Annotated in this window: 26 protein-coding genes; 16 read left to right on the plus strand and 10 right to left on the minus strand. The window is 65.3% G+C overall.

The window, feature by feature from the left end; translation table 11 throughout:
• Positions 1 to 3 precede the first annotated feature (3 nt).
• The gene (locus ACVIIW_RS29535; protein WP_456703934.1) at positions 4 to 894 is read left to right on the plus strand and encodes a LysR substrate-binding domain-containing protein; all 891 of its coding nucleotides are present in this window, start codon (positions 4 to 6) and stop codon (positions 892 to 894) included.
• Here the strand turns inward: ACVIIW_RS29535 and ACVIIW_RS29540 are convergent.
• Positions 881 to 1,096: a hypothetical protein gene (locus ACVIIW_RS29540; RefSeq protein ID WP_456703935.1), complete on the minus strand. Its 216-nt coding sequence runs from the start codon at positions 1,094 to 1,096 to the stop codon at positions 881 to 883. The two genes, ACVIIW_RS29535 and ACVIIW_RS29540, sit on opposite strands and share 14 nt — an antisense overlap.
• 47 nt (positions 1,097 to 1,143) lie before the next feature.
• Here ACVIIW_RS29540 and ruvX point away from each other — a divergent pair, with 47 nt between their 5' ends.
• Positions 1,144 to 1,635 (plus strand): Holliday junction resolvase RuvX, encoded by a 492-nt coding sequence (ruvX, locus tag ACVIIW_RS29545; RefSeq protein WP_456703936.1) that lies wholly within the window; start codon positions 1,144 to 1,146, stop codon positions 1,633 to 1,635.
• A gap of 3 nt (positions 1,636 to 1,638) precedes the next feature.
• The gene (locus ACVIIW_RS29550) at positions 1,639 to 2,562 is read left to right on the plus strand and encodes an AEC family transporter (RefSeq protein WP_456703937.1); all 924 of its coding nucleotides are present in this window, start codon (positions 1,639 to 1,641) and stop codon (positions 2,560 to 2,562) included.
• Between the two features lie 135 nt (positions 2,563 to 2,697).
• On the opposite strand, the gene ACVIIW_RS29555 is transcribed toward ACVIIW_RS29550, so the two are convergent.
• Genes ACVIIW_RS29555 through ACVIIW_RS29565 form a run of 3 tightly spaced genes read right to left on the minus strand, consistent with a single transcriptional unit; the run spans position 2,698 to position 5,918 of the window.
• A complete protein-coding gene (locus ACVIIW_RS29555; protein WP_456703938.1) occupies positions 2,698 to 3,462 on the minus strand; it encodes a CPBP family intramembrane glutamic endopeptidase in 765 nt (254 codons plus the stop codon).
• Between the two features lie 23 nt (positions 3,463 to 3,485).
• The gene (locus ACVIIW_RS29560; RefSeq protein ID WP_456703939.1) at positions 3,486 to 5,129 is read right to left on the minus strand and encodes an acyl-CoA dehydrogenase family protein; all 1,644 of its coding nucleotides are present in this window, start codon (positions 5,127 to 5,129) and stop codon (positions 3,486 to 3,488) included.
• A gap of 18 nt (positions 5,130 to 5,147) precedes the next feature.
• The gene (locus tag ACVIIW_RS29565; RefSeq protein WP_456703940.1) at positions 5,148 to 5,918 is read right to left on the minus strand and encodes a M15 family metallopeptidase; all 771 of its coding nucleotides are present in this window, start codon (positions 5,916 to 5,918) and stop codon (positions 5,148 to 5,150) included.
• A 219-nt stretch (positions 5,919 to 6,137) separates the two neighbouring features.
• On the opposite strand from ACVIIW_RS29565, the gene ACVIIW_RS29570 reads away from it, so the two are divergent.
• The 4 genes from ACVIIW_RS29570 (at position 6,138) to ACVIIW_RS29585 (ending at position 10,314) form a co-directional block, all read left to right on the plus strand.
• The gene (locus ACVIIW_RS29570) at positions 6,138 to 7,085 is read left to right on the plus strand and encodes an aspartate carbamoyltransferase catalytic subunit (RefSeq protein WP_092291136.1); all 948 of its coding nucleotides are present in this window, start codon (positions 6,138 to 6,140) and stop codon (positions 7,083 to 7,085) included.
• Positions 7,086 to 7,090: 5 nt separating this feature from the next.
• On the plus strand, positions 7,091 to 8,392 hold the full coding sequence (locus ACVIIW_RS29575; protein WP_456705307.1) for a dihydroorotase: 1,302 nt from the start codon (positions 7,091 to 7,093) through the stop codon (positions 8,390 to 8,392).
• Between the two features lie 17 nt (positions 8,393 to 8,409).
• Positions 8,410 to 9,006, plus strand: coding sequence for a glycerol-3-phosphate 1-O-acyltransferase PlsY (plsY, locus tag ACVIIW_RS29580; RefSeq protein WP_456703941.1), 597 nt, complete (start codon positions 8,410 to 8,412; stop codon positions 9,004 to 9,006).
• A gap of 150 nt (positions 9,007 to 9,156) precedes the next feature.
• Positions 9,157 to 10,314: a patatin-like phospholipase family protein gene (locus ACVIIW_RS29585; protein ID WP_456703942.1), complete on the plus strand. Its 1,158-nt coding sequence runs from the start codon at positions 9,157 to 9,159 to the stop codon at positions 10,312 to 10,314.
• On the opposite strand, the gene ACVIIW_RS29590 is transcribed toward ACVIIW_RS29585, so the two are convergent.
• Positions 10,306 to 11,550 (minus strand): amidase, encoded by a 1,245-nt coding sequence (locus ACVIIW_RS29590; protein ID WP_456703943.1) that lies wholly within the window; start codon positions 11,548 to 11,550, stop codon positions 10,306 to 10,308. The genes ACVIIW_RS29585 and ACVIIW_RS29590 overlap by 9 nt on opposite strands.
• 90 nt (positions 11,551 to 11,640) lie before the next feature.
• On the opposite strand from ACVIIW_RS29590, the gene dprA reads away from it, so the two are divergent.
• On the plus strand, positions 11,641 to 12,783 hold the full coding sequence (dprA, locus tag ACVIIW_RS29595) for a DNA-processing protein DprA (RefSeq protein WP_456703944.1): 1,143 nt from the start codon (positions 11,641 to 11,643) through the stop codon (positions 12,781 to 12,783).
• On the opposite strand, the gene ACVIIW_RS29600 is transcribed toward dprA, so the two are convergent.
• Complete coding sequence (locus ACVIIW_RS29600; protein WP_456703945.1) at positions 12,780 to 13,202, minus strand: winged helix-turn-helix transcriptional regulator; 423 nt, start codon at positions 13,200 to 13,202, stop codon at positions 12,780 to 12,782. The genes dprA and ACVIIW_RS29600 overlap by 4 nt on opposite strands.
• 84 nt (positions 13,203 to 13,286) lie before the next feature.
• Here ACVIIW_RS29600 and ACVIIW_RS29605 point away from each other — a divergent pair, with 84 nt between their 5' ends.
• Positions 13,287 to 13,895 (plus strand): FMN-dependent NADH-azoreductase, encoded by a 609-nt coding sequence (locus ACVIIW_RS29605; RefSeq protein WP_456703946.1) that lies wholly within the window; start codon positions 13,287 to 13,289, stop codon positions 13,893 to 13,895.
• Positions 13,896 to 13,961: 66 nt separating this feature from the next.
• Here the strand turns inward: ACVIIW_RS29605 and ACVIIW_RS29610 are convergent, their stop codons facing one another.
• The gene (locus ACVIIW_RS29610) at positions 13,962 to 14,147 is read right to left on the minus strand and encodes a hypothetical protein (RefSeq protein WP_456703947.1); all 186 of its coding nucleotides are present in this window, start codon (positions 14,145 to 14,147) and stop codon (positions 13,962 to 13,964) included.
• A 173-nt stretch (positions 14,148 to 14,320) separates the two neighbouring features.
• Positions 14,321 to 15,094, minus strand: coding sequence for a glucose 1-dehydrogenase (locus ACVIIW_RS29615; protein ID WP_456703948.1), 774 nt, complete (start codon positions 15,092 to 15,094; stop codon positions 14,321 to 14,323).
• Between the two features lie 120 nt (positions 15,095 to 15,214).
• Between ACVIIW_RS29615 and ACVIIW_RS29620 the strand changes: the two genes are divergently transcribed.
• A complete protein-coding gene (locus ACVIIW_RS29620; protein ID WP_456703949.1) occupies positions 15,215 to 15,685 on the plus strand; it encodes a winged helix-turn-helix transcriptional regulator in 471 nt (156 codons plus the stop codon).
• A 189-nt stretch (positions 15,686 to 15,874) separates the two neighbouring features.
• Here the strand turns inward: ACVIIW_RS29620 and ACVIIW_RS29625 are convergent, their stop codons facing one another.
• Positions 15,875 to 16,114, minus strand: a complete 240-nt coding sequence (locus ACVIIW_RS29625; protein ID WP_456703950.1) for a hypothetical protein — start codon at positions 16,112 to 16,114, stop codon at positions 15,875 to 15,877.
• Between the two features lie 226 nt (positions 16,115 to 16,340).
• Here ACVIIW_RS29625 and topA point away from each other — a divergent pair, with 226 nt between their 5' ends.
• The 6 genes from topA to rpmG all read left to right on the plus strand — a co-directional run bounded on the left by topA (position 16,341) and on the right by rpmG (position 24,465).
• The gene (gene topA / locus ACVIIW_RS29630) at positions 16,341 to 19,097 is read left to right on the plus strand and encodes a type I DNA topoisomerase (protein ID WP_456703951.1); all 2,757 of its coding nucleotides are present in this window, start codon (positions 16,341 to 16,343) and stop codon (positions 19,095 to 19,097) included.
• Between the two features lie 7 nt (positions 19,098 to 19,104).
• Positions 19,105 to 21,468: a ribonuclease R gene (gene rnr / locus ACVIIW_RS29635; RefSeq protein ID WP_456703952.1), complete on the plus strand. Its 2,364-nt coding sequence runs from the start codon at positions 19,105 to 19,107 to the stop codon at positions 21,466 to 21,468.
• Positions 21,462 to 21,902: a DUF983 domain-containing protein gene (locus ACVIIW_RS29640; RefSeq protein WP_456703953.1), complete on the plus strand. Its 441-nt coding sequence runs from the start codon at positions 21,462 to 21,464 to the stop codon at positions 21,900 to 21,902. The genes rnr and ACVIIW_RS29640 overlap by 7 nt, the downstream gene beginning before the upstream one ends.
• A 32-nt stretch (positions 21,903 to 21,934) precedes the next feature.
• Positions 21,935 to 22,684 (plus strand): NUDIX hydrolase, encoded by a 750-nt coding sequence (locus ACVIIW_RS29645; RefSeq protein WP_456703954.1) that lies wholly within the window; start codon positions 21,935 to 21,937, stop codon positions 22,682 to 22,684.
• Between the two features lie 163 nt (positions 22,685 to 22,847).
• Complete coding sequence (locus ACVIIW_RS29650; RefSeq protein ID WP_456703955.1) at positions 22,848 to 24,173, plus strand: LLM class flavin-dependent oxidoreductase; 1,326 nt, start codon at positions 22,848 to 22,850, stop codon at positions 24,171 to 24,173.
• A 124-nt stretch (positions 24,174 to 24,297) separates the two neighbouring features.
• Positions 24,298 to 24,465, plus strand: coding sequence for a 50S ribosomal protein L33 (gene rpmG, locus ACVIIW_RS29655; RefSeq protein WP_057756569.1), 168 nt, complete (start codon positions 24,298 to 24,300; stop codon positions 24,463 to 24,465).
• A gap of 132 nt (positions 24,466 to 24,597) precedes the next feature.
• On the opposite strand, the gene ACVIIW_RS29660 is transcribed toward rpmG, so the two are convergent.
• Positions 24,598 to 25,671 carry a TauD/TfdA family dioxygenase gene (locus tag ACVIIW_RS29660; protein WP_456703956.1) on the minus strand — a complete coding sequence of 358 codons (1,074 nt, stop codon included), beginning with the start codon at positions 25,669 to 25,671 and terminating at the stop codon, positions 24,598 to 24,600.
• Between the last annotated feature and the right edge of the window lie 157 nt (positions 25,672 to 25,828).

Genomic DNA, 25,828 nt, shown 5'->3' on the forward strand with positions numbered 1-25,828 from the left:
GCCATGGAACTGAGCGACATCCAGACCTTCGCCGCTGTCGCCCGCACCGGCGGCATCACCCGCGCCGCCGAAGAGCTCAACACGGTGCAATCCAATGTCACCCAGCGCATCAAGGCCCTGGAGGCCGAGATCGGCACGCCGCTGTTCGAACGCCATAGCCGCGGCATGGCGCTGACAGGCGCCGGCAAGCGCCTCCTCCCTTATGCGCAACGAATGGCCGCCTTGTCGCGAGAAGCCGTCCTCGCCGCCCGCGACGACGGCGAGCCGAAGGGGCCACTTTCGATCGGCTCGATGGAGACGACGGCCGCCGTGCGGCTGCCGCCGCTGCTTGCCGATTTCCACCGTCGCTTTCCGGCCGTGCGCCTCAGCCTTCGCACGTCGCCGACCGCCGCTCTTGTCGCGAGTGTGCTCGAAGGCACGCTCGACGGTGCGTTCGTCGCTGGGCCTATCGCGCACGATGATCTTACCGCCACCAGCGCGTTCCGCGAGGAGCTGGTGCTGGTCAGCGCGCGGCGCTGGGGCTCGCTCGCCGAGCTGCGCGCCGGCACGCCTGAGTCAGGCCCGACGGCGCTGGTGTTCCGCACCGGCTGCACCTACCGTCAGCGCCTCGAGCAGATCTTCGTCGAGTTCGGCTGGCCGTCAGCAGCGCGCTTCGAGCTCGGCACGCTCGACGGCATGATTGGCTGCGTCGCCGCCGACATGGGCGTCACGCTGCTGCCCCGTGCGGTCATCGAGCGCAGCGCGATGAACGGCAGCGTAACGATGCATACGCTGAGCCCGTCACATGGGCGCGTCGAGACGCTGTTCGTCCAGCGCCGCGCCGGTCATCAAACCAGTGCGCTTCAAGGCTTCCTGTCCTGCCTGGCCAAGGACGACGACATCATCGCGGCCTGATCCGCCACCGCCGCAGCGCGACAACGGCCCAGATCGCCTCGACCAGGCCGAACGGCCAAGCCCCTTGCAGGAATCCGTAGGCCGATCCCAGCGCACAGGACATTGCGAATAGCAGCACGAACCAATGGCTGCGGTCTTCGAAGGCATAAGTGATCAGCATCGCCATCACGGCAAACAGCCCGAATAGTGTCAGTGCATCCATCGTTGTGGGTTCACTCCACGGCGTGACGCATGATATGCGCTAGTGCCATGCCCGCTCTTATCCTGCCCCTCGTCGATGCTGCAACCCACTGGCCCGAACACGGCGGGTTGATCGGGCTCGACCTCGGTACCAAGACCATCGGCGTTGCCGTATCCAATCCGGACCGGCGGCTCGCGACCGGCGTCGAGACCATCCAGCGCAAGCAGTTCAAGCAGGATGCGGCCCGCCTGCTCGCCATCGCCACCGAACGCAAGGTGGTCGGCTTCGTGCTCGGCCTGCCCATCAACATGGACGGCAGCGAGGGCCCGCGCGCGCAATCGACCCGGGCCTTCGCCCGCAATCTGGCCAATCTGACCACGCTCCCGATCGGCCTCTGGGACGAGCGCCTCTCGACCGCCGCCGTCGAGCGCGAGCTGATCGGCATGGATGTCAGCCGCGCCAAGCGCGCCGAGGTGATCGACGAGCACGCCGCCATCTTCATCCTGCAAGGCGCGCTGGACCGGCTCGCCCATCTGCGCGCCAGCCGGGGGACGGGCTGATCCATGGCCGCCGTGATCGCGGCGCTGCTGCCGGTCTTCATCCTCATCGTGCTCGGCGTCGTGCTCCGGCACAGCCTGATGCGGCTCGATACGCAATGGCACGGGCTGGAGCGGCTGACCTATTTTGTCTTGTTTCCCATGCTGCTGATCCAGACGCTGGTGAAGGCTGATCTCTCAAGAGTGCCGGTCGCCGGCGTCGGCGGTGCGCTGCTGCTGTCGGCGCTGGCGATGTCGCTGCTCTGCCTCGCGCTCCGCCCTGCCCTGGCCCGCCTCGACATTGACGGCCCTGCCTTCACCTCGATCTTCCAGGGCGCGACGCGCTGGCAGACCTACGTGGCGCTATCCGTCTCCGCTAACTTATACGGCGACGTCGGGCTGGCGCTGGCCTCGGTCGCGATGATCGCGATCATCCCGCTGGTCAACGTGTTCAGCGTCGCCGTACTGGCGCATTACGCTTCGCCCAAGAAGCAATCCGCGCGGGCGATCGTGATGACCGTGATCCGCAATCCCCTGATCTGGGCCTGCGCCATCGGCCTGGTCATCAATGTCGTGCATTTGCCGCTACCAAAGATCTGGCACGAGGTCGCCGACGCGCTCGGCCGCTCCTCGCTCGCCATCGGCCTGCTCGTCACCGGCGCCGGTCTCCAGCTCAAGGGCCTGCTGCGCCCCAGCCTCGGCGCAACGCTCGGCGTGGCGCTCAAGCTGGTCGTGATGCCGCTGCTCGCACTAACGCTCGCCAACTGCTTTGGGCTCACGGGCACCAACCTCGCGATCATCGCGATCTGCGGGGCGGTGCCGACGTCCCCGAGTGCCTATGTGCTGGCCCGCCAGATGGGCGGCGACGCGCCGCTGCTGGCGCAGATCATCACGCTGCAGACCATCCTGGCGGCGATCACGATGCCGATCGCGATCGCGCTGGTGGCGTAGAACTCCAAGTTGAGAGCGCCACCGCTCCTCTCACCTGTCATTGCGAGGAGCTCCTGCGACGAAGCAATCCAGACTGCCGCGACGGAAGGACTCTGGATTGCTTCGCTGCGCTCGCAACGACGGAGTCCGAGACAGCTATTGCCCCAGCCACATCGTCAGCACCACCGCGGTCATGTTGTTCAGCGCATGCAGCACGATGGTGAGCCAGAGCGAGTTGGCGCGGTGGCGCATGTAGCCGAACCAGAGGCCGATCGAGAAGACTTCGGCGAGGAAGTACAGATCGTATTGCAGATGCACCGCCGTCCACACCAGCGACGACAGGATGATCGCACCGGGCACGCGCAGGAAGCTTGCCGACCAGCCGCGGAACAGGAAGCCGCGCGCGAGCACCTCCTCCGACATCGGCGCCGCCACGCTGAAGGCGAACAGGAGCAACAGCGCCGCGCCGTTGTCGCGGCCCGATTTGAGGAGATCGGTCATGAAGCCCGGCGTGGCCTCCCGGCCCAGGGATCGCGACACCACCTCCCATCCCATCACGACCAGGATGAGCCCGGCTGTGCCAAGCAACAGCTGCCGCCAGGACGGCCAGCGCAGCGCGAGGTAGTCAACGAAAGATGCCCGCTTGATCCGGATGGCAAGCCACACCGCTGCGAGTGTCGCAGGCAGGCCCATCGTGACCGACAGCGCCAGCGCCTGCGGCTCGCGGCCGACCGACTGGATCGAGGCCATGTCGAGCGGCAGCCCGCGCATCATTATCAACAGCAGGATCGCCGCGAGCTGGCCGACGAACATGGCCACGAAGATGAGCAAGCCCCACAGCGCCGTGCCCCAGAACTGCCAGACCCGCAGCGGTGCGGCCGCCTCTGTCAGCGGCGGATGATCGGGATTGAGGGAATCCATCGGGAGGCTTTCTGTTGGCAGGCTCACGGCAGCGCCCGCTCGAGCAGCGCACGCACGTCGCCGCTCCCGAGATCGACCGCGCCGTACATGCTGGCGTGATTGGCGGCGAGACGCGTTGCTGCGAACAGTTCAGCGTTGCTCGGCGACACATCTTTGAGCGCGGCGGCCGCGGCCAGCAGAGCCAGCTTCTCGACCGCGAGCCGCGCAACGCTCTCGCCGTCGGCGCGGCGGAAGGTATTGGCGATGAATGTAACAGCATCGCCTGCCCCGCGCAGCCCTTTCGTCTCGGCTGCCAGCGATTGCAGCACCGCCATTGCAGCCTCCGGCTCGCGCGCGAGCGCGCGCAGCACGTCGAGGCACATCACGTTGCCCGAGCCTTCCCAGATCGCGTTGACCGGCGCCTCCCGATAGTGGCGCGCCAGAATGCCGTCCTCGACATAGCCGTTGCCGCCGAGGCACTCCATCGCTTCATAGAGGAATGACGGCGCGCTCTTGCAGGTCCAATATTTGATCGCGGGCGTCAGCAACCGCATATAGGCAGCCTCCGCCGCATCGTGCGCCGTGCGGTCGAAGGCGCGGCAGAGCCGCATCACCAGCGCCGTGCTCGCCTCGACATGCAGTGCCATGTCCGACAGCACGGCCTGCATCAAGGGCTGATCGGCCAGATGCTTCTGGAACACGCTGCGGTGACGGGCGTGATGCAGCGCATGCGCAAGCCCCGAGCGCATCAGGCCGCTAGAGGCAATCGCGCAATCCTGCCGCGTCAGCTGCACCATCTGGATGATGGTACGGATGCCCTTGCCTTCCTCGCCGACGCGTTCCGCATGGGCGCCGACGAACTCGACCTCGGACGACGCGTTGGAGCGATTGCCGAGCTTGTCCTTGAGCCGCTGAAACTGGATCGCGTTGACCGATCCGTCAGGCGCAAAGCGCGGCATGAAGAAACAGGTCAGCCCGCTGTCTGCCTGCGCCAGCACCAGGAACGCATCGCACATCGGCGCCGACATGAACCATTTGTGGCCGGTGATGCGATAAGCGGTGCCGTCGCGCACAGCGCGCGTCATGTTGGCGCGCACGTCGGTGCCGCCCTGCTTCTCGGTCATACCCATGCCGAGCGTCATGCCGCGCTTCTCCCACCACGGCGAAAAGCTCGGGTCGTAGCTCCTGGTCGACAGCACCGGCATCACGCGCGCGAGCAGATCCGGCTGCACCGCAAGCGCAGCGACGGAGGCGCGCGTCATCGTGATCGGGCAGAGATGGCCGGTTTCGACTTGCGAGGCCATGTAGAACTTGGCCGCGCGGACGACTTCGGCCGCACCGCCGGCAGGCTTGCCATCCGCAGTCCATGTCGAATTATGCACGCCGGCATGCGCGCTGTGCGCCATCAGCTCGTGATAGGCTGGGTGAAACTCGACCTGGTCGCGGCGATTGCCCTTGGCGTCGAAGCTGCGCAGCTTCGGCGTGTTCTCGTTCGCCGCGCGCCCGCGATCGGCCATCGCAGCCGAGCCCCAGTGCTTGCCGAACTCGGACAGCTCCCGCTCCGCCCCCGCTCCGCCGTTCGCCTTCACGGCGTCGACCAATGACTGGTCCACAGCAAATAAATTCACATCCTCGAAAGGTGGCGACTGGTTGAAAACCTCGTGGGTCGCGAAGCTGGGCTGGGTCATCTGGTTTCCTTGGCGGATTCAGTTCCGCCGCGGCTGGATCGGGAAATCATAGGCTGCCCCGCCCGCAGCAGGCAGGGAAAAATGCCACCACTCCTTTGAATAGTTCACAAAGCCTTGCTTCGCCATGGCAGCCACCAGCCGCTTGCGCCAGGCCCGCTGATCCGGTGTGATCGACGGTGCTGCGGTATGCCCTTTCATATCAGTGCAGTCATAGCCGGTGCCCATGTCGACGCTGCCCTCCGGCAGCCGCGCCGCCACCGGCGCCGTACAATCGGCGTAGGATTTTGCGGGATCGATCCTGGCGGAATTGTCGGCGTTCAAATCGACCAAAGTGAGGTCGAGCGCAGCGCCGGTCGAGTGCTGCGAGCGGCTCGCGATATAGCCGAGGCGAAACAGCTCCGTCTTGGCGATGCGCGGATTGTAGCGCCGATCGGCCGCGGTCTCGCGGCCGTTCTGCGACCATCTCACCATGTCGAGCGAGGCGCGCGCCGGCCGGTAACAATCGAACATCTTGAGTGAGAGATTTTGCGCCGCCAGTTCCTGCTGCGCCGCCTTCAGCCGTAATCCGACCTCTCGCTTCACCACGCATTCGCCGGCGCCGTAGCCTGCGAGCGGACGGCCGACGAAGTTGTTCGCGGTGGCGTAGCGGATGTCCTGGATGATGCTGGGATCGACATCGCGCAGATAGACGAAGCCGCCGGGGAGCGTTTGGGCGTGGGCGGCTGAGACAGCGCTGATTGCCACGACCGCAGCGGCTAGTGCTTTCACGTGATATCTCCCGATCGTCATGGCCGGTTTATCCCGGCCATCCACGCTCTTTTTGCGTCAAATGCGATAGAAGACCGTGGATGCCCGGGACATCAAGCGCGAAGACGCGCTTCGCGCTTCTGCCCGGGCATGACGCGGAGGCCACACCACAGCGCCCAAACCGACAGATCAGGGGATAACTCCCGGCCTCGGCTTTGGCCCTTGCTCCCCCCGCCATCCGCGCCTATAGCTCTCGGTTTAATGACATCGAAATCGACCTTTGTCCTCGGCCACCGGCATTTGCTGGGCATCGAGGGCCTTTCCGCGGCCGACATTACCGGCCTCCTCGACCTGTCGGAAGAATATGTCGAGCTCAACCGCCAGGTTGACAAGAAGCGCACCGTCCTGCGTGGACGGACGCAGGTGAACCTCTTCTTCGAGGCCTCGACCCGGACACAGTCCTCGTTCGAGCTTGCGGGCAAGCGCCTCGGCGCCGACGTCATGAACATGTCGGTGTCCTCCTCGTCCATCAAGAAGGGCGAGACACTGGTCGACACCGCGATGACGCTCAATGCCATGCACCCCGACATCCTCGTGGTGCGCCATCACGCCTCGGGCGCGGTGGAACTGCTGGCCCGCAAGGTCGACGGTTCCGTGATCAATGCCGGCGACGGCGCGCATGAGCATCCGACCCAGGCGCTGCTCGACGCGCTCACCATCCGCCGCAACAAGGGCCGGATCGAGGGTCTCGTGGTCGCGATCTGCGGCGACGTACTGCATTCTCGCGTCGCCCGCTCCAACATCATCCTGCTCAACACCATGGGGGCCCGCGTTCGTGTCGTCGGCCCCTCCACGCTGTTGCCGCCCGGCATCGAGCGGATGGGCGTCGAGGTCGCGCGCGACATGCGCGAGGGCCTCAACGGCGCCGACATCGTCATGATGCTGCGGCTCCAGCGCGAGCGCATGAACGGCTCCTTCGTGCCCTCGACCTCCGAATATTTCCACTATTTCGGGCTCGATCAGAAGAAGCTCGGCTACGCCAAGCCCGACGCGCTCGTGATGCATCCCGGCCCGATGAACCGCGGCGTCGAGATCGACACCGCGGTGGCCGACGGCGCGCAGTCCCTGATCCGCGAACAGGTCGAGATGGGCGTGGCCGTGCGCATGGCCGTGCTCGAAGCGCTCGCCCGCAACCTGCCGAACGCGTGATGCCCATGCTGACCGACCGCCGCCCGATCCTGCTCGCCAACGCCCGCGTCGTCGATCCCTCCCGGGATTTCGACGGTCCCGGCGACGTCCTGATTGCCGACGGCATCATCCGCGAGACCCGCCGCGGCATCGGTGCGGCCGGCGTCCCCGAGGGCACCGACGTCGTCAACTGCTCCGGCAAGATCGTGGCTCCCGGCCTGATCGACATGCGCGCCTTCGTCGGCGAGCCCGGCTTCAGCCACCGCGAGACCTTTGCCTCCGCGAGCCAGGCGGCTGCGACCGGCGGCATCACCACCATCATCTGCCAGCCCGACACGTTGCCGGTGATCGATAATTCCGCGACCGTCGACTTCGTGATGCGCCGCGCCCGCGACACCGCGATCGTCAACATCCAGCCGATGGCGGCGCTGACCAAGGGCATGCGCGGCGAGGAGATGACCGAGTTCGGCCTGCTCAAGGCCGCCGGCGCAGTGGCCTTCAGCGACGGCGACCGCAGCGTCACCAATTCGCAGGTGATGCGCCGCGCGCTGACCTACGCCCGCGATTTCGACGCGCTGATCGTGCACCACACCGAGGACCCCGACCTCGTCGGCGAGGGCGTAATGAACGAAGGCGAGTTCGCCTCGCGGCTCGGCCTGATGGGCATCCCGAAGGCCGCCGAGGCCGTGATGCTGGAGCGCGACATGCGCCTCGTCGCGCTCACCGGCGGCCGCTATCACGCAGCCGCGCTGTCATGCATCGAGTCACTGGAGATCCTGAAGCGCGCCCGCGACGACGGCCTCGCCGTCAGCGCCTCGGTCTCGATCAACCATCTCGCGCTGAACGAGAACGACATCGGCCCCTATCGGTCGTTCCTGAAGCTCTCGCCGCCCCTGCGCACCGAAGACGACCGCCGCGCGCTGGTGGAGGCGACGGCCTCCGGCCTCGTCGACGTCATCATGTCCGACCACAATCCGCAGGACGTCGAGGTCAAGCGCCTGCCGTTCGCGGAAGCCGCGCCGGGCGCCATCGGCCTGGAGACCATGCTGCCGGCGGGCCTGCGGCTGGTTCATAATGACGAGCTCGACCTCAAGACGCTGATCCGGGCGATGTCGACCCGGCCGGCAGAACTGCTCGGCTTGCCCGGCGGAACCCTGCGCGTCGGCAGCCCGGCCGACGTCGTCGTGATCGACCTTGATGTTCCCTGGGTGGTCGATCCCGCCGACCTGAAATCGCCTTGCAAGAACACCCCGTTCGACGAAGCGCGCTTTACAGGGCGCGCTATCAGGACCATCGTCGGCGGACGAACCGTGTTCGAGCATGTCTGAGGTGCGGAGATACAGACATGGCGCTTGATGCATTCCTGCCGGTGGCCTTGCTCATCGGGTATCTGCTGGGCTCGATTCCGTTCGGGCTGGTGCTGACCCGGCTCGCCGGCACGCAGGACCTGCGTTCGATCGGCTCCGGCAATATCGGGGCCACCAACGTGCTGCGCACGGGCCGCAAGGGCCTGGCGGCGGCGACCCTCTTGCTCGACGCGCTCAAGGGCACCGCGGCGGTGGTGATCTCGGGCTATCTCGCCGGGCCCAACGCCGCGATGCTGGCCGGCCTCGGCGCGTTCCTCGGCCATCTCTTCCCGGTCTGGCTCAAGTTCAAAGGGGGCAAGGGCGTCGCGGTCTATATCGGCATCCTGCTGGGCCTGTTCTGGCCCGGCGCCCTCGTGTTCTGCCTGCTCTGGCTGGCGACCGCCTTCACCACCCGCTACTCCTCGCTTTCGGCGCTGGTGGCGGCTTTCATCACGCCGCTCTTCCTGTGGTGGTTCGGCCACCTCGCCCTCGCCTCGCTGTTTGCGGTGCTGACCCTGCTGCTGTTCTACATGCATCGCGAGAACATCAAGCGCCTGCAATCAGGAAAAGAAGGCCGCATCGGCGAGAAGGCCTGAAGCCGGAAAAAGTACGGATACCGCCGCGGGGTCTCCGCATTATATGCCAAATTCTGTTCGCAACTTCCGTCCGACTCCCGGGCGGGAGTGGCGAACCGGTTCCATGCCTGTCATCCTGACAGAGCAAATGGCGTTACGCGGTTGCTCAGAATGAGCGAGAAGATGGACGGCACGCATGACGACGGTGGCTCGCAGGGCACTGCGGCAAGCCGCTTGCTCTTGATGACCAACATCTGGTCGGATGCGCCCTCGCCGCCTCCCGCGCCCAAGCCTATTCCCGTTCCGCCGCGGCCTGAGCCCATCGCGCAGGCACCTGACACGCCCGTTGTTGTTGCTGCGCCGGCGCGCGCCGGGAAATGGCCGCCGCGAAAGCTGTCGCTGGCGCTCCAGGGCGGCGGCACGTTTGCCGCCTTCACCTGGGGTGTCCTCGAGCGGCTGCTGGAAGAGCCCTCCATCGAACTCGACACCATCAGCGGCGCCAGCGCCGGCGCGATCAACGCGCTGCTGCTCGCCTGCGGCCTCGCTGAGGGCGGCCGCGAAGCGGCGCGCAACCGGCTGAACCGGTTCTGGATCCGGTTGATGCACGAGGCCTCGTTCCGCTCGCTGATGCTGATCGGCGGCTTCTCGCCGGCGGGAAGCTCGGTCGCCTTCGGGCCGACGCTGCGCTCGGGCCATTTCGATCCGTTCGATCTCGATCCACTGCGCCAGGCGTTGTCGCGCGACATCAATTTTGCGGCGCTCCGCGATGCGAAATGTCCAAAGCTCCTGATAGCAGCGACGCGGATCCGCGACGGCGAGCTGCAGATTTTCGGCAATGACACCGTGACCGCCGACGTCGCTCTCGCCTCGACCTGTCCGCCGCTGGTTCACTGCGCCGTCGAGATCGACGGTGAGGCCTATTGGGACGGCGGCTATGGCGGCAATCCGCCGCTGATCAAGCTCGCGCAGGAATCGACGACCCCCGACCTGCTGCTCGTCCAGGTCACGCCCACGCGCGACAGCTACGTGCCGATCACGCTCGCCGCGATCGATCGTCGTCTGGACCAGATCGCGGCGAACGCCGCGCTCAACGCCGAGATGGCGGCGATCACATGGGCGCGATCACACGCAGCGCCAACGCTGCGGCTCACGAGGATTGCAGCAGAAGACTCGGTCGAAGGCCTCGCGCAGCGATCATCCACCGATCTCGGCCGCGGCTTCATCCGCGCGCTGCACCGAAGCGGCCGCGAAGCTGCCCAGCGCTGGCTCGGCACAACTGGCGCCGGGGCCGAAGCCGCGCTGTCCGCAGCCGAGCTCGCGCTAGCCTGATTTCGCCAGCGCATTCTCCAGAAACCACGCCCCTGCCAACGCGCCGGGATCGTTGCCGAAGCGCGCGATCACCTGCACGCCGACAGGCAGGCCACCGACCTTCATCACCGGGACGTTGACGCAAGGATTGCCCATCAGCGTCCACAACCTGTTGTAGCGGGGCGAACCGGTCGATGCGAGCTCCTTGGCCGGCGCCGTACCGGGCGCGGAATAAGTGAGCAGCACGTCGAAACCTTCGAACAGCTCGCCAAGCTCGCGACGGCCGCGGCGAGCGATGCGGCGTGCATCGTCATATTCCTTAGGCGTCAGTCCAACGGTCTCGTCGAGGCTGGCGCGCAGCATCGGTGCGATCTCGTCGTGATGCCGGTCAAACTCCCAGGCGAGCGCGCGATGCGCCTCGAAATCCTGGATGATCGGGTGGATGCGCCAGGCCTCCTTAACCGCCGGAGGCAGATCGATCGACCGCACGCTGGCGCCGGCCTTCTCGGCGGCCTTGATCGCGACCAGCAAGCCCTCTTCCGCCGCCGGCTCGACGGGCTCGGCAAATTCCTGCCTGACAACGCCGATGCGCGGGGCCTTCGCCGGAGCGATGCCCGCGAATTCGGTGCGGCCGGTCATTCCGAGCAGTCCGCGCGCGAGATCTTCCGCGCGCGATCCGAACAGGCCGACCGTATCGAGCGCCCACGAATAACACTTCACACCGACCGTCGGCAGCATGCGGAACGACGGCTTGATCGCGGCAGCGCCGCAATAGGCGGCGGGCCGGATCACCGAGCCGCCGGTCTGGGTGCCGAGCGCCAGCGGGATCATGCCGGCGCCGACAGCTGCGGCCGACCCCGACGACGAGCCCCCGGGCGTATGGCCCAAATTGTGCGGGTTCAGCGTCGGCGTCGGATCGCGCGAGGCGAAGGCCGTCGTCGTGGTCTTGCCGATGATGGTGGCGCCTGCCCGCTTCAGCATCATCACCACTGGCGCGTCGCTACGCGGCTGCCAGCCGCGATAGATCTCCGAGCCCATCTCGGTCGGCATATTGGCGGTGTCGACGATGTCCTTGATGCCGACCGCGATCCCGCGCAGCGGACCGGACGCTTGCGCTTTCGCCGACTTGTCGTGCCGGACAAAGGCACGAACATCCCCGTCTTTGGCCTCGATCGCCGCGTGCGATTGCGCAATGGCGTCATCGGGCGAAAGCTCCTCCGCTTCAATGCGGCGCTGGAGATCGGCGAGTGAGATCATGGCAAAATCCTTCTTATTGGCATCGCTTTTAGCATTGCGACAAGGCCACGCAAGCGCACGCCGCTGTTGCCCACGCCCTCAGGTTGTTCCATGCTGCGCCCACAAGGAGACGCCGTGGACGCCATCAATCCCCGTGTGGAACTAACCGAGGCTGACAGGATCGACCGCCTGCGGCTGATCCGCTCCGACAATGTGGGACCACGCACGTTCCGTTCGCTGGTCGATCACTTTGGCAGCGCGCGCGCTGCGTTGGAGCGGCTGCCCGATCTGGCACGGCGTGGCGGTGCGTCGCGTTCGGGACGCATCTGTACCGTGGACGAGGCGGAGGCCGAGCTCGCGGCGAGCCGCGCATTCGGCATCGCCTGGCTCGCGCCCGGCGAGGACGGTTATCCGGATCGGCTGGCGACGCTCGACGATGCGCCACCGCTGCTCGCGGTGCGCGGCGACGTCGCGACCTCGATGCGGCCCATGATCGCGATCGTCGGCTCTCGCAATGCGTCGGGCGCGGGCTTGAAGTTCGCCGGCCAGCTCGCCCGAGAACTCGGCGAAGCCGGCTTCGTCATCATCTCGGGACTCGCCCGCGGCGTCGACCAGGCCGCGCATCGCACGAGCGTCGATCGCGGCACGATCGCGGTGCTCGCCGGCGGACATGATTGCATCTATCCGCCCGAGCATGGCGATCTGGTCACTGCGATCCTCGATCATCAGGGGGCGGCAATCTCCGAGATGCCGCTCGGCCACGAGCCGCGCGCCCGTGATTTCCCTCGGCGCAACCGGCTGATCTCCGGCGCTGCGCTTGGCGTGGTCGTGGTGGAGGCCGCGCACCGCTCGGGCTCGCTGATCACCGCGCGCATGGCCGCCGAACAGGGCCGTGAGGTGTTCGCCGTCCCCGGCTCGCCGCTCGATCCGCGCGCAGCCGGCACCAACGATCTGATCAAGCAGGGCGCAACGCTGGTCACCGAAGCGTCCGACATCGTCAACGCGGTTGCGCCGATCATGGAGCGGCCGCTGATGCATCCGGTAGGCGAGCCCGACGGCGAGCCGTTCGAGAGCGATCCGCAAAGCCATGATCGGGACCAGATCACCGGGCTGCTCGGCCCGACTCCGATCTCGATCGACGATCTCGTGCGAATGTCCGGCGCTTCGCCTGCGATCGTGCGCACGGTGCTGCTGGAGCTCGAGCTTGCCGGCCGGCTCGAACGCCACGGCGGCGGATTGCTGTCGCTGCTTTAGGGGCTGCTGCGCTCGTCGAAGCGCGCGCGCGCCGCCGCGATCTGCTCCTGATGGGTCTTCGCCCACTCGCCGAGTGCCATCACCGGCTGCTGCAGCCCGCGGCCGAGATCGGTCAGCTCGTAATCGACGCGTGGCGGAATGGTCGGAAAGATCGTGCGCGTGACGAGACCGTCGCGCTCCAGCCCGCGCAAGGTCAGGGTCAGCATCCGCTGCGAGATGCCGTTGATCATGCGCTTCAGCTCATTGAAGCGCTTGGGGCCGTCGCTGAGCATCATGATGACCAACACGCTCCATTTGTCGCCGACGCGCGCGAGGATCGAAGCGACGCTGCGGCAATCGGCATGATCCTGATCAGGCAGCTCGGGACGTGGCGGCAAGGCAGGCAAACGGCTGTGTGTCGGTCTCAAGGATGTGCCCATGGCTCAAAAAAGTGCGTTCTTGCGGAGAATTTGGCAGTCACTCATGTAGTGCGGGTTACAAACCTATACCATGGGTGAACTCTAATGAAACTCCTCCATATCGACTCCAGCGTGCTCGGCCCCCACTCCGTGTCCAGGCAGGTTTCCGCGGCCATCGTTGACCGGCTGCGGCAGGCAACGCCATCGCTGGACCTGATCTATCGCGACCTGACGCAAACTCCGCTCGCCCATCTCTCCGGATCGCATCTTGCAGCCGCCCAGGGTGCGCCCGCGCCGGCTGAACTCGGCCCCGACCTTGCGGCGAGCGCAGCGGTGCTGAACGAGTTCCTCGACGCCGACATCGTCGTGATCGGCGCGCCCATGTACAATTTCACGATTCCGAGCCAGCTCAAGGCCTGGATCGATCGCGTTCTGGTGGCCGGGAAAACCTTCAAATACGGCGCTGCCGGGCCCGAGGGACTCGCCGGCGGCAAGCGCGTGATCGTTGCGGTCTCGCGCGGCGGCCATTACGGCGCCGAGACGCCGTACGCTGCCGGCGAGCATCTCGAAACCTATTTGCGCTGGGTGTTCGGCTTCATGGGTATCACCGGTCTCGAATTCATCTCCGCCGATGGCATTCAGATCGGTCCGGAGCATCGCGAGAAGGCGCTCGCCGGCGCGCTTCAGGCGGCAACGAGCCTGCGTGCGGCCTGAGGCCACGACATCATCAGCCGCCAAAGGCCCTGCGGCGGCTGATGGACCTGCGGATGATCCGCGAAGCTAATACCAGGCGCCCTGCACGCCCAGGATCACGGCGACAAGTGACATGAGCAGGCCGATGCCGCAGAAGATGGCAACCCCGATGAACTCGGACAGATCGGAATGCTTGGCGGAAACTGCAGAACGCTCAGCGAAAATACGCGGTGCTGAAATCGGAGAAAGAATGGGTGCGGCTGCTTTCGGCATAATGGATTCCTTTTAAAACGAGTCTTTTGCCCCCTGCCGTAGAAAGGTCTTTGCAACGCGCCCGAAGGTTCAACGCGACGTGCAAGGTTCAGGAAATACAGCTCGCAGGCGTGGGAACCGACCAGCGCAACCGTACTTAGCGCGCCGGCCGATTCAATTTTCATATCGTTTGATCAACCGCGATAGATCGGCGCGCCGCTGGGCGAGGCCACCGCGCCGCCATCGACGAAGATCTCCTGTCCCTGAATATGCGCGGCATCGTCAGACGCGAGGAACAGCACCGTCTTCGAAATGTGATCGGGTTCACCGATACGACCGAGCGGCGTCGTCAGCGAGATCCGCTTCTCGAATGCCCTCTCCGCTTCGGGCGTTGCAACCGCGGCGCCCCAAATCGGCGTGCGAATCGCACCCGGAGCCACGACATTCACGCGGATGCCGCGCGGCGACAGTTCCGAGGCCATGATTCGCGCCATCGCCCGCACACCGGCCTTCGCTGCACCATAGGCCGAGTAGCCGGGATTGCCGAGCACCGAGATCACCGAGCCGTTGAGAATGATCGCGGCGTTGTCGTTGATGTAAGGCAGCGCCGATTGCACCGTGAAGAACACGCCGGTGAGATTGGTGCTGATCACTTTCTCGAACATTTCGAGCGTCGCCGAGCCGAGCGGCGTGGCGCCGGGGATCCCGGCATTGGCGAACAGGACGTCGAGCTTGCCGAACTTTTCAGTGCCCTGCTTGATCGCAGCCTCGGTGGCGGCGATGTCGGTGGCGTCAGCGGCGAGCGCGATTGCATTCGGCCCGAGTTCCTTCGCGGCCGCCTGCAGCGTCTCCTTGTTGCGTCCGGTGATGATCACCTTCGCGCCCTCGGCCACGAACAGCTTGGCGGTTGCCAGTCCAATGCCGCTGTTGCCGCCGGTGATCAGTGCCGTCTTGCCTTGAAGTCTCATGCTCGCCTCTCTGGTTGCATAATGAAACTAGATTGCCATCTAGGCCATATGGTTTTATGATGCAACTACACATCCGCGTGACCGGTGCCGAGATCGGGCAAACGCGACAGGACCAAGACGATGGTGAAACGGACGAGCTTTGAGGGCGATGCCTGCCCGATCGCACGATCGCTTGAGGCGATCGGCGATTGGTGGTCGCTGCTGATCATCCGCGAGGCGCTGTTCGGCCTGCGCCGCTTCGGCGAGTTTCAGAGCAAGCTCGGCATGGCCAAGAACATCCTGTCGGCGCGGCTGCGCTCCATGGTCGATCACGGCATCCTGGAAACGGCCCCCGCCTCCGACGGCAGCGCCTATTCTGAATATCTGCTGACGCCGAAGGGCCGCGGCACCTTCCCGATCCTGGTCGCGCTCCGGCAATGGAGCGAGGAGTTCGACGATCATCCCGAGCAGATCGCGACGATCCTGATTGATCGCGCAAAAGGCCGCCCGGTGAAGAAGCTCGAACTGCGCGCCGAGGACGGCCGATTGCTCAGCCCCGACGACACCCTGCTCAAGCCGCGGCCCGCACCGCGACGACGGTCGGCGGGATGAACGCATGCCGCCATATCGTCAATGCGAGCGCAGCGAAGCAATCCAGATTGCGACCCGCCGACAGAGTCTGGATTGCTTTGCTGCGCTCGCATTGACGGAGGTTGGAGCGGCGCGCTCCTCTCTCTCCTCGTCACCTGTGAGGTGCTCGCCCCTTCGGCGAGCCTCGAAGGGCGGCGGCCCGCGCGCGCCTCACGACAGCTTGCGCTTGCTTCGCAGGCGTAAATGCTCGTCGGCCTCGAGCTTGGTCATCCCGAGAAGGTAATGCAGCATATCGAGTTCGTGGCGCTCGGTGAGCTTGCGCAAGGCACCGACCTGCTCGGAAATGAAGGTGACGGCTTCATCGACGCCGCCCTCCCCCGGTTCCTCGTTGCGCCAGCCTTTTTGCGCACCTGATGCGGGGCGCGCCCGTCTCTTCCCTGGCTTTGCCACCTGCGCGACCTGAATCCATGCCCGGAACGAACACTACGCCCACACCCACCACAACTCCAAGGTGGTATTTCACAACTTTCCCGATATGAAACTTTTTCCATTGCGGGGGCGTTCAAGACCCCTCGATTTGACAGGACCCGCCTCACCACCCATGTTCGGGTCGAAACGGCCGACCCGAATCTTGTCGATTTCGGCCCCATGCTTCCCCGTAAGTTACTGGAACTACATGAATATCGTCATTGTGGAGTCGCCGGCGAAAGCCAAGACGATCAACAAATATTTGGGCTCGTCCTACGAGGTACTGGCCTCTTTCGGCCATGTCCGCGACCTCCCCGCAAAGAACGGTTCCGTCGATCCCGACGCCAATTTCAAGATGATCTGGGAGGTCGACCCCAAGGCGGCCGGCCGGCTCAACGATATCGCCAAATCCCTGAAGAGCGCCGACCGCCTGATTCTGGCGACCGACCCTGATCGCGAGGGCGAGGCCATCTCCTGGCACGTGCTGGAGGTGATGAAAGAGAAGCGCGCGCTGAAGGATCAGAAGATCGAGCGCGTGGTGTTCAACGCCATCACCAAGCAGGCGGTCACTGACGCGATGAAGCATCCGCGCCAGATCGACGGTGCGCTGGTCGACGCTTACATGGCGCGGCGCGCGCTGGACTATCTGGTCGGCTTCACCCTCTCCCCCGTGCTGTGGCGCAAGCTGCCGGGCGCCCGGTCGGCGGGCCGCGTGCAGTCGGTGGCGCTGCGCCTCGTCTGCGACCGCGAACTCGAGATCGAGAAGTTCGTGCCCCGCGAATATTGGTCGCTGATCGCGACCCTGCTGACGCCGCGCGGCGATGCCTTCGAGGCGCGCCTGGTCGGTGCCGACGGCAAGAAGATCCAGCGGCTCGACATCGGAACCGGTGCCGAAGCGGAAGACTTCAAGAAAGCGCTGGAGCTCGCGACCTACGCGGTGACGGCGGTCGACGCCAAGCCGGCGCGCCGCAATCCGCAGGCGCCCTTCACCACCTCGACCTTGCAGCAGGAGGCCAGCCGCAAATACGGCTTTGCGCCGGCGCACACGATGCGCATCGCCCAACGCCTTTATGAAGGCATCGACATCGGCGGCGAGACCACCGGACTCATTACTTATATGCGTACGGACGGCGTGCAGATTGCCCCGGAGGCGATCACGCAGGCACGCAAGGTGATCGGCGAGGATTACGGCAATGCCTACGTGCCGGATGCGCCGCGCCAATACCAGGCCAAGGCCAAGAACGCCCAGGAAGCGCACGAAGCGATCCGCCCGACCGACCTCTCCCGACGTCCGGACAGAATGAGCCGCAAGCTCGATGCCGACCAGGCCAAGCTGTATGAATTGATCTGGAAGCGCACCATCGCGAGCCAGATGGAATCGGCCGAGCTCGAGCGCACCACCGTCGACATCACGGCGAAGGCAGGCGGGCGCACGCTGGAGCTGCGCGCCACCGGCCAGGTCATCAAGTTCGACGGTTTCCTGACGCTCTATCAGGAAGGTCGCGACGACGAGGAGGACGAGGACTCCCGCCGCCTGCCCGCGATGAGCCAGGGCGAGGCGATCAAGCGGCAGTCGCTCGCCGTCACCCAGCATTTCACCGAACCGCCGCCGCGCTTCTCCGAGGCCTCGTTGGTCAAGCGCATGGAAGAGCTCGGCATCGGCCGGCCCTCGACCTATGCCTCGATCCTCCAGGTGCTGAAGGACCGCGGCTACGTCAAGCTGGAGAAGAAGCGTCTGCATGGCGAGGACAAGGGCCGCGTCGTGGTCGCGTTCCTGGAAAGCTTCTTCAACCGCTACGTCGAGTACGATTTTACGGCCAATCTGGAAGAACAGCTCGACCGCATCTCCAACAACGAGATCTCCTGGCAGCAGGTTCTGAAGGATTTCTGGACCGGCTTCATCGGGGCCGTCGACGAGATCAAGGATCTGCGCGTCGCGCAGGTGCTCGACGTGCTCGACGACATGCTGGGGCAGCACATCTATCCGCCGCGTGCGGATGGCGGCGACATCAGGCAGTGCCCGAACTGCGGTACCGGCCGGCTCAACCTGAAGGCCGGCAAGTTCGGCGCCTTCGTCGGCTGCTCGAACTATCCGGAATGCCGCTACACGCGTCAGCTCGCCGCCGACGGCGAGACCACCGCCGACCGTTCGCTCGGCCAGGATCCCGAGACCGGCCGCGATGTCTGGGTCAAGGCCGGCCGCTTCGGCCCCTACATCCAGCTCGGTGAGCAGAAGGATTATGAGGAGGGCGAGAAGCCGAAGCGCGCAGGTATCCCGAAGGGCACCTCGCCCGGCGATGTCGATCTCGAGCTTGCGCTCAAGCTGTTGTCGCTGCCGCGCGAGATCGGCAAGCATCCCGAGACAGGCCGGCCCATCACGGCAGGCCTCGGCCGCTTCGGGCCGTTCGTGAAGCATGAGAAGACCTATGCCAGCCTTGAGGCCGGCGACGAAGTCTTCGACATCGGCCTCAACCGCGCCGTCACGCTGATCGCGGAAAAGGTCGCCAAGGGCCCGAGCCGCCGCTTTGGGTCTGATCCCGGCAAGGCGCTCGGCGATCACCCCTCGCTCGGCACCGTCACCGTGAAGAGCGGCCGTTACGGCGCCTATGTCACGGCGGGCGGCGTCAACGCGACCATCCCCGCCGAGTTCGAAAAGGACACGGTGACGCTGGCGCAGGCGATCGCACTGATCGACGAGCGCGCGGCCAAGGGCGGCGGCAACGCGAAAGCGAAGAAGGCGCCGAAGCCGGCCAAGGCCAAGAAGGCTGTCGCAAAGACTGCCGACGACCCCGCACCGAAGACAAAACCGGCCGCGAAGAAAGCGGCCAAGACCAAAAAAACTGAATCCACCAGCAAGGCGCGCGCAGGCGTGGCGTCGACGGCCAAGACTTCAGCAGTCAAGACGTCGCCGACCAAGGCAGGCGCTACCAGAGCTCCGGCCAAGAAGAGTGCCGGCACCAATTAGAGGTTAAGTGAAACGCAAGAATGACCGTGGCTTTCCCGACCGGCAAGCCATCGTCGCCTTCATCAAGGCACATCCAGGAAAGGTCGGAACCCGCGACATCGCGCGCGAGTTCGGCCTGAAGAACGCCGATCGCATCGAGCTCAAGCGCCTGCTGCGCGAGCTCGCCGACGACGGCACCATCAAGAGAAAGCGCCATACGGTCTCGGAGCCGGACGCACTGCCGTCGACGCTGGTCGCCGACATCATCGGCCGCGACGCTGACGGCGAGCTGATCGCCTCCCCCACCGAATGGGACGAGGTCGAGGGCGGCGAACCACCAAAAATCCTCATCGTCATGCCGCGCCGGCCGAAGCCCGGCACGACGGCCGGCGTTGGCGACCGTGCGCTGCTGCGGGTCGAACCGACCAGCGAGAGCGAAGGCCCGGCCTATCGCGGCCACATCATCAAGGTCTTCGACAAGACCAGGAGCCGTATCCTCGGCGTATTCCGCAGCCTGCCCGAAGGCGGCGGGCGACTGGTCCCGGTCGACAAGAAGTCTGCCGACCGCGAGCTGAACATCGCCGCAGCCGATACCAAGGGCGCGCAGGACGGCGATCTCGTCAGCGTCGACATCGTCCGCACCCGCAGCTTTGGGCTGGCGTCCGGCCGCGTCAAGGAGAGGCTCGGTTCGGTCAAGTCCGAGAAAGCGATCAGCCTGATCGCGATCTACGCCCACGATATCCCCCTGCAATTCTCCTCTGCCGCCGAGCGCGAGGCGGAGGCCGCGGAGCCCGCGAACCTGAAGGGCCGCGAGGACTGGCGCGACGTTCCGCTCGTCACCATCGATCCGCCTGACGCCAAGGATCACGACGACGCGGTGCATGCGCAAGCGGATCCCGATCCGAACAACAAGGGCGGCTTCATCGTCGACGTCGCCATCGCGGATGTCAGCTTTTACGTCCGGCCCGGCACGGCGCTCGACCGCGCAGCGCTCGACCGCGGCAACTCGGTTTATTTCCCCGACCGCGTCGTGCCGATGCTGCCGGAGCGCATCTCCAACAATCTCTGCTCGCTGGTGCCGGGCGAGCCGCGCGGCGCGCTCGCCGTGCGGATGATCATTGCGCCCGACGGACGCAAGCGCTCGCACAGCTTTCACCGCATCCTGATGCGCTCGGCCGCCAAGCTGAGCTACGCACAGGCACAGGCCGCGATCGATGGACGGCCCGACGACACCACGGGTCCCCTTGTCGATCCGATCCTCAAGCCGCTTTATGCGGCTTACGCCTGCGTCAAGCGCGCGCGCGACGAGCGCGATCCGCTCAATCTCGATCTGCCCGAGCGCAAGATCCTGCTGAGGAGCGACGGCACCGTCGACCGCGTCGTCGTGCCCGACAGGCTCGATGCGCACAGGCTGATCGAGGAGTTCATGATCCTCGCCAACGTCGCGGCCGCCGAGATGCTGGAGAAGAAATCGCTCCCGCTGATCTACCGCGTGCATGACGAGCCGACGCTGGAAAAAGTCCACGCGCTCGCGGAATTCCTGCAAACGCTGGACGTCCCCTTCGCAAAGGGCGGCGCGCTGCGCCCGGCTCTGTTCAATCGCGTGCTGGCGCAGCTCGAGGGCCACGACCACTTCCCGCTGGTGAGCGAGGTGGTGCTGCGCGCCCAGGCGCAGGCGGAATACTCGTCGGAGAATTACGGGCATTTCGGCCTGAATTTGCGCCGCTACGCGCATTTCACCTCGCCGATCCGGCGCTATGCCGACCTCGTCGTGCACCGCGCGCTGGTCCGCGCGCTCGGGCTTGGCGAAGGCGCCCTGCCCGACAGCGAGACGGCGGAAACCCTCGCCGAAGTCGCCGCGCACATCTCGCTGACCGAGCGGCGCGCGATGAAGGCGGAGCGCGAGACCGTCGATCGCCTGATCGCGCATCACCTCGCCGACCGCATCGGCGCGAGCTTCGAGGGCCGCGTCTCCGGCGTCACCCGCGCGGGGCTCTTCGTCAAACTCGCTGAAACCGGCGCCGACGGATTGATCCCGATCCGGTCCCTCGGCACGGAATATTTCAACTATGACGAGGGCCGCCACGCGCTGGTCGGCACGCGCAGCCGGACCATGTACCAGCTCGGCGATGTCGTCGAGGTCCGACTGATCGAAGCGGCACCGATCGCAGGCGCGCTGCGCTTCGAGCTGCTGTCGTCGTCCAGCGAGACGAGCCCGCGCGATCGCAGGCAAGCAGGCCCGCAACGCCGCCCCTCGCTCAAGGCGCATCCCGGCCGCAGCCCGGATAGAAAACGCAAGCCGCCAAAGCCCGGCAATGCGAAGAAGGGCAAGGACAAGAACAAGGGCAGGAACAAGAAGAAGGGCAAAGGCAAGAAGGGCAAGGCATGGTGACCATGAGCACGGCCCCGAAGATCTGGACACGCGAGACCGGCCTCGTCGAGAAGCGCGACGTCTGGACGGCCATGAAACGCGGTTTTCGCGGCCGCTGCCCGCGTTGCGGCCAAGGCAAGCTGTTCCGCGCCTTCCTGAAGACGGCGGACAATTGCTCGTGCTGCGGACTCGACTTCACGCCGCACCGCGCCGACGATTTGCCCGCCTATCTCGTGATCGTCATCGTCGGCCACATCACCGTGCCGACGATCCTCTGGATCGAGACCAATTACACGACGCCGGCCTGGCTGACATACGTCGCCTATCTGCCATTCACCTTGTTTGCGTCGCTTGGGCTGTTGCAGCCGGTGAAAGGAGCCGTGGTCGGCTTGCAATGGGCTCTGCGCATGCACGGGTTTGACGAGAACCCGCCGGATGGTATTCCGCCCGTGTAAGCACAAAAAGCAAGAACAGTTTGGGTGAGGATATGAGCGATACGGCGCAGACCGCCGAAAAGGCAAAGGTCCACGAGGAAAAGGAAGCCGATCACCATCCCTATTTCCGCCCGAAGGATGCGGCGACGCTGATCCTGGTCGACCGCAGCGGCACTGTTCCGAAGGTGCTGGTCGGCAAGCGCCACGACAAGGTGGTGTTCATGCCCGGAAAATTCGTCTTCCCGGGCGGCCGCGTCGACAAGGACGATTATCGCGTGCCCTGTGCGGCCCCCATCACCGCCGAGCTGGAAGCCAATCTCGCCAAGGGCAGCCCCAGGACGCCGGCCTCGCGCGCAAAATCGCTGGCAGTTGCCGCCATCCGCGAAGCCTGCGAGGAGACCGGTCTCTGTCTTGGACGCAAGAGCGAGGGGAAAGCAAAACTCGAAGGCCCCTGGAAACCGTTCGCGGATGCGGGCCTGCTGCCCGATCCATCCAGCCTGTTCCTGATCGCCCGCGCGATCACCCCGCCCGGCCGCGTCAAGCGCTTCGATACGCGCTTCTTCACCGCGGATGCCTCCGCGATCACCCATCACGTCGAGGGCGTGATCCACGCGGATGCGGAACTGGTCGAACTGGTCTGGGTCGAGCTCGGCTCAAAGCCACTCGCGGATCTGCATCCCATGACACGGAATGTGCTCAACGAGCTCCACACGCGCCTTGCCACCGGTCCCTTGCGCCACGACGCACCGGTGCCGTTCTTCCATTTCTACGGCGGCAAGATGCAGAAGGATATTTTGAGCTAGTTAGTCGTCGTCCGCCTCGCTGTCAGCGCGCCCCTCCGGAATGACGCAATTGTGCTGAGGGGCCAGCGAAAAACGAAAAATTCTTCCCGCCGCCGCCGGTGGCGGAGTTCCCGCGCATGCCTATGTCTTTCCCCAACGACACCGGAACGGGATTTTGGGCGCGATGGCACAACGGCAACTCAAGCTCGGCGCGTTCATGCGCCCGATCAGCATCCACACCGGCGCATGGCGCTACCCCGGGGCCTGGCCGGACGCCAATTTCAATTTCGGCCACATCAAGACGCTGATCCAGAAGCTCGAGGCCGGCAAGTTCGACGCCTTCTTCATGGCCGATCACCTCGCCGTGCTGAACATGCCGATCGACGCGCTCAAGCGCAGCCACACCGTCACCTCGTTCGAGCCATTCACGCTGCTCTCGGCGCTGTCGGCCGTCACCGAGCGCATCGGCCTGATCGCGACGGGCTCGACCACGTTCGACGAGCCCTATCACGTCGCCCGCCGCTTCGCTTCCCTCGACCATCTCAGCGGTGGACGTGCGGGCTGGAATATCGTCACCACATCGAACCCGGACGCCGCCCTGAATTTCGGCCTCGACGATCACATGGAGCACGCCGAGCGCTACAAGCGCGCCCGCGAGTTCTATGACGTCGTCACCGGCCTCTGGGACTCCTTCGCCGACGATGCGTTCGTGCGCGACGTGGAATCGGGCCTGTTCTTCGATCCCGCGAAGATGCATGTGCTCGACCATCACGGCAAATATCTGAAGGTCCGCGGCCCGCTCAACATCGCCCGCCCCGTGCAGGGCTGGCCCGTGATCGTGCAGGCCGGCGCCTCCGAGGATGGCAGGCAGCTCGCCGCCGAAACGGCGGAAGCCGTGTTCACCGGCGGCGGCAGCCTCGCCGACGGACAAAAGCTCTATGGCGACATCAAGGGGCGCATGGAAAAGATCGGCCGCGATCCCGAGCACCTGAAGATCCTGCCCGGCGCCTTCGTCGTGGTCGGCGATAGCGTCGACGAGGCCAGGGAGAAGCGTGCCCTGCTCGACAGCCGCGTGCATTACGACAGCGCCATCGCCTCGCTCTCGGTGATACTCGGCACCGACGCCTCCGGCTTCGACCCGGATGGACAGCTGCCTGACATCCCCGAGACCAACGCCAGCAGAAGCGGCCGGCAGCGCATGGTCGACCTCGCCAGGCGCGACAAGCTCACCGTGCGCCAGCTCGCCCAGCGCGTCGGCGGCTATGGCGGGCTCTCCTTCGTCGGCACGGCGAAAACCATCGCCGACCAGATGGAGGAATGGCTGGTCGGGCGCGGCTCCGACGGATTCAACATCATGTTCCCGTTCCTGCCCGCGGGCCTCGACGATTTCGTCGACAAGGTGGTCCCGGAGCTGCAGCGCCGCGGGATTTTCCGGAAAGAGTATGAAGGGGCCACTCTGCGGGAGAATCTGGGCCTTCCCCGGCCGGAAAACCGATTCTTCGAGGGGTGAAAGGCCCGATTTGGGTGGTTTTCGGGGTGTAAAACCTTGACATCAGGCGGTTTCTGGCTAGGTTGCCGGCCAACGCGGGCCGTTTGGCCGGCTCCAGATTCCCTTCATTTCTGAGGTTCAGAACATGGCCAAAGCGGTCACCATCAAGGTCAAGCTCGTGTCCTCGGCCGACACCGGCTTCTACTACGTCGCCAAGAAGAATTCGCGCACCATGACCGACAAGCTGGTCAAGAAGAAGTACGACCCGGTCGCGCGCAAGCACGTCGAATTCAAGGAAGCCAAGATCAAGTAGGATCGGCGAAAACGTCGAAGAGTTTTGCGGGGTCCTCGGGGCCCCGTTTTCGTTTCCGCCCTGGTGTGCCGCGCGCGGTGCCGCCTGGGCGACGCTCAGCATCGTCCGCTGAGCCGGCCCCGGTTCCGAACGTCAATCCAGCGGAACGTTCAGGCTGGTGCCTTTGGTGATGATGCCGCCGCGATTGCCGATCTCGATCGAACCGTAGCGCTCCCTGAAGCAATCGGGCAGCGGCCGGTCGCCTTCCATGCTGAGCCAAAGGCGCAACAGATGACGCTTCCGGCTTGCATCGGGCCAATCGCGGAAACCCGTCCGATCATGCAGCAAGGCATGATTGTACACGAACTGCATATCCCCCGGCTGAAGCCGCATGCCAAAATGCAGATCGGGATCATTTGCCAGCGCGTCAAAGAGATCGAGCGCCTCGACGTGAGCCGGCGTCAGTCTCGGCGCATCGGGGAAGCGCTGCGCACTATCGATATACTGACGCTGATAGAACCCGGTCAGGAACCCCGCATGCCAATTCAGCACCGGGATTTGCAGATATGGCTTTTCGTTCTCCGGCACCTCGCCGCGCCGGTCCGTCGCGATTGGATCAAACAACAGGGCGGCAAGGTCGGGACGCCTGTCGAACATCTCGTTGTAGATTGTGGATGTACTGACGAGAAGGGAATCGCCGCCCTCCATCGCCTCGCGAATGCATAACAATCCGACGACGTCGGACGAATCCGTGTGGAACGTTTGCCTTTCCGACGTCTGATAGATCCGCGTGTTCGGATCCCTCGCATCCGCACCTGTGTCGCGCACGTGACCGAGAATGTGCCCTGCCGCATTCTGGGACCGTGCCGATCCGAGATGGGCGCCGACCCCGCAAAAGATCGTCGCGGCAAACTCCTGGCTGTATTTTGCGACCGGAAGGCCGCGTATGACTTCAAAGCCCAGGCCAACCAGCAGCGTCTTCTTGAGATCGTCCAGATGCGCGCCGAAACGAGGGAGCGGAAAACTGTCCTTCGTGATGTCGGCGATCTTCTTGCTCCGACCAAGATATGATTCAGCCGCGGTCTCGAGCTCCGCGATATCGCCGGCATCAAGCGAGATCAACCATCGATCGGGATTGGCCTCCATCTCGGCGCCGAGCCATGCGGACGCGACCTCAACCCGCCCTGGAGGACGATTGACCCGACTGGGCGCTGAGACCGCATTCATGTTGCTGGCTCCCGAAGCTTGGCCGTAAACGAATTCATCGGACGCCAACGATATGGTTCGGATCGCTTGTTGGCAACGCTGGCGGGCGAAATGCGCGCAACGATGGTTGCGCCGCGGAGTGCACCTCATTGCACGTCCTTTGTTCCGCGAGCGCGCC

Source organism: Bradyrhizobium sp. USDA 4449 (genome assembly GCF_054056275.1).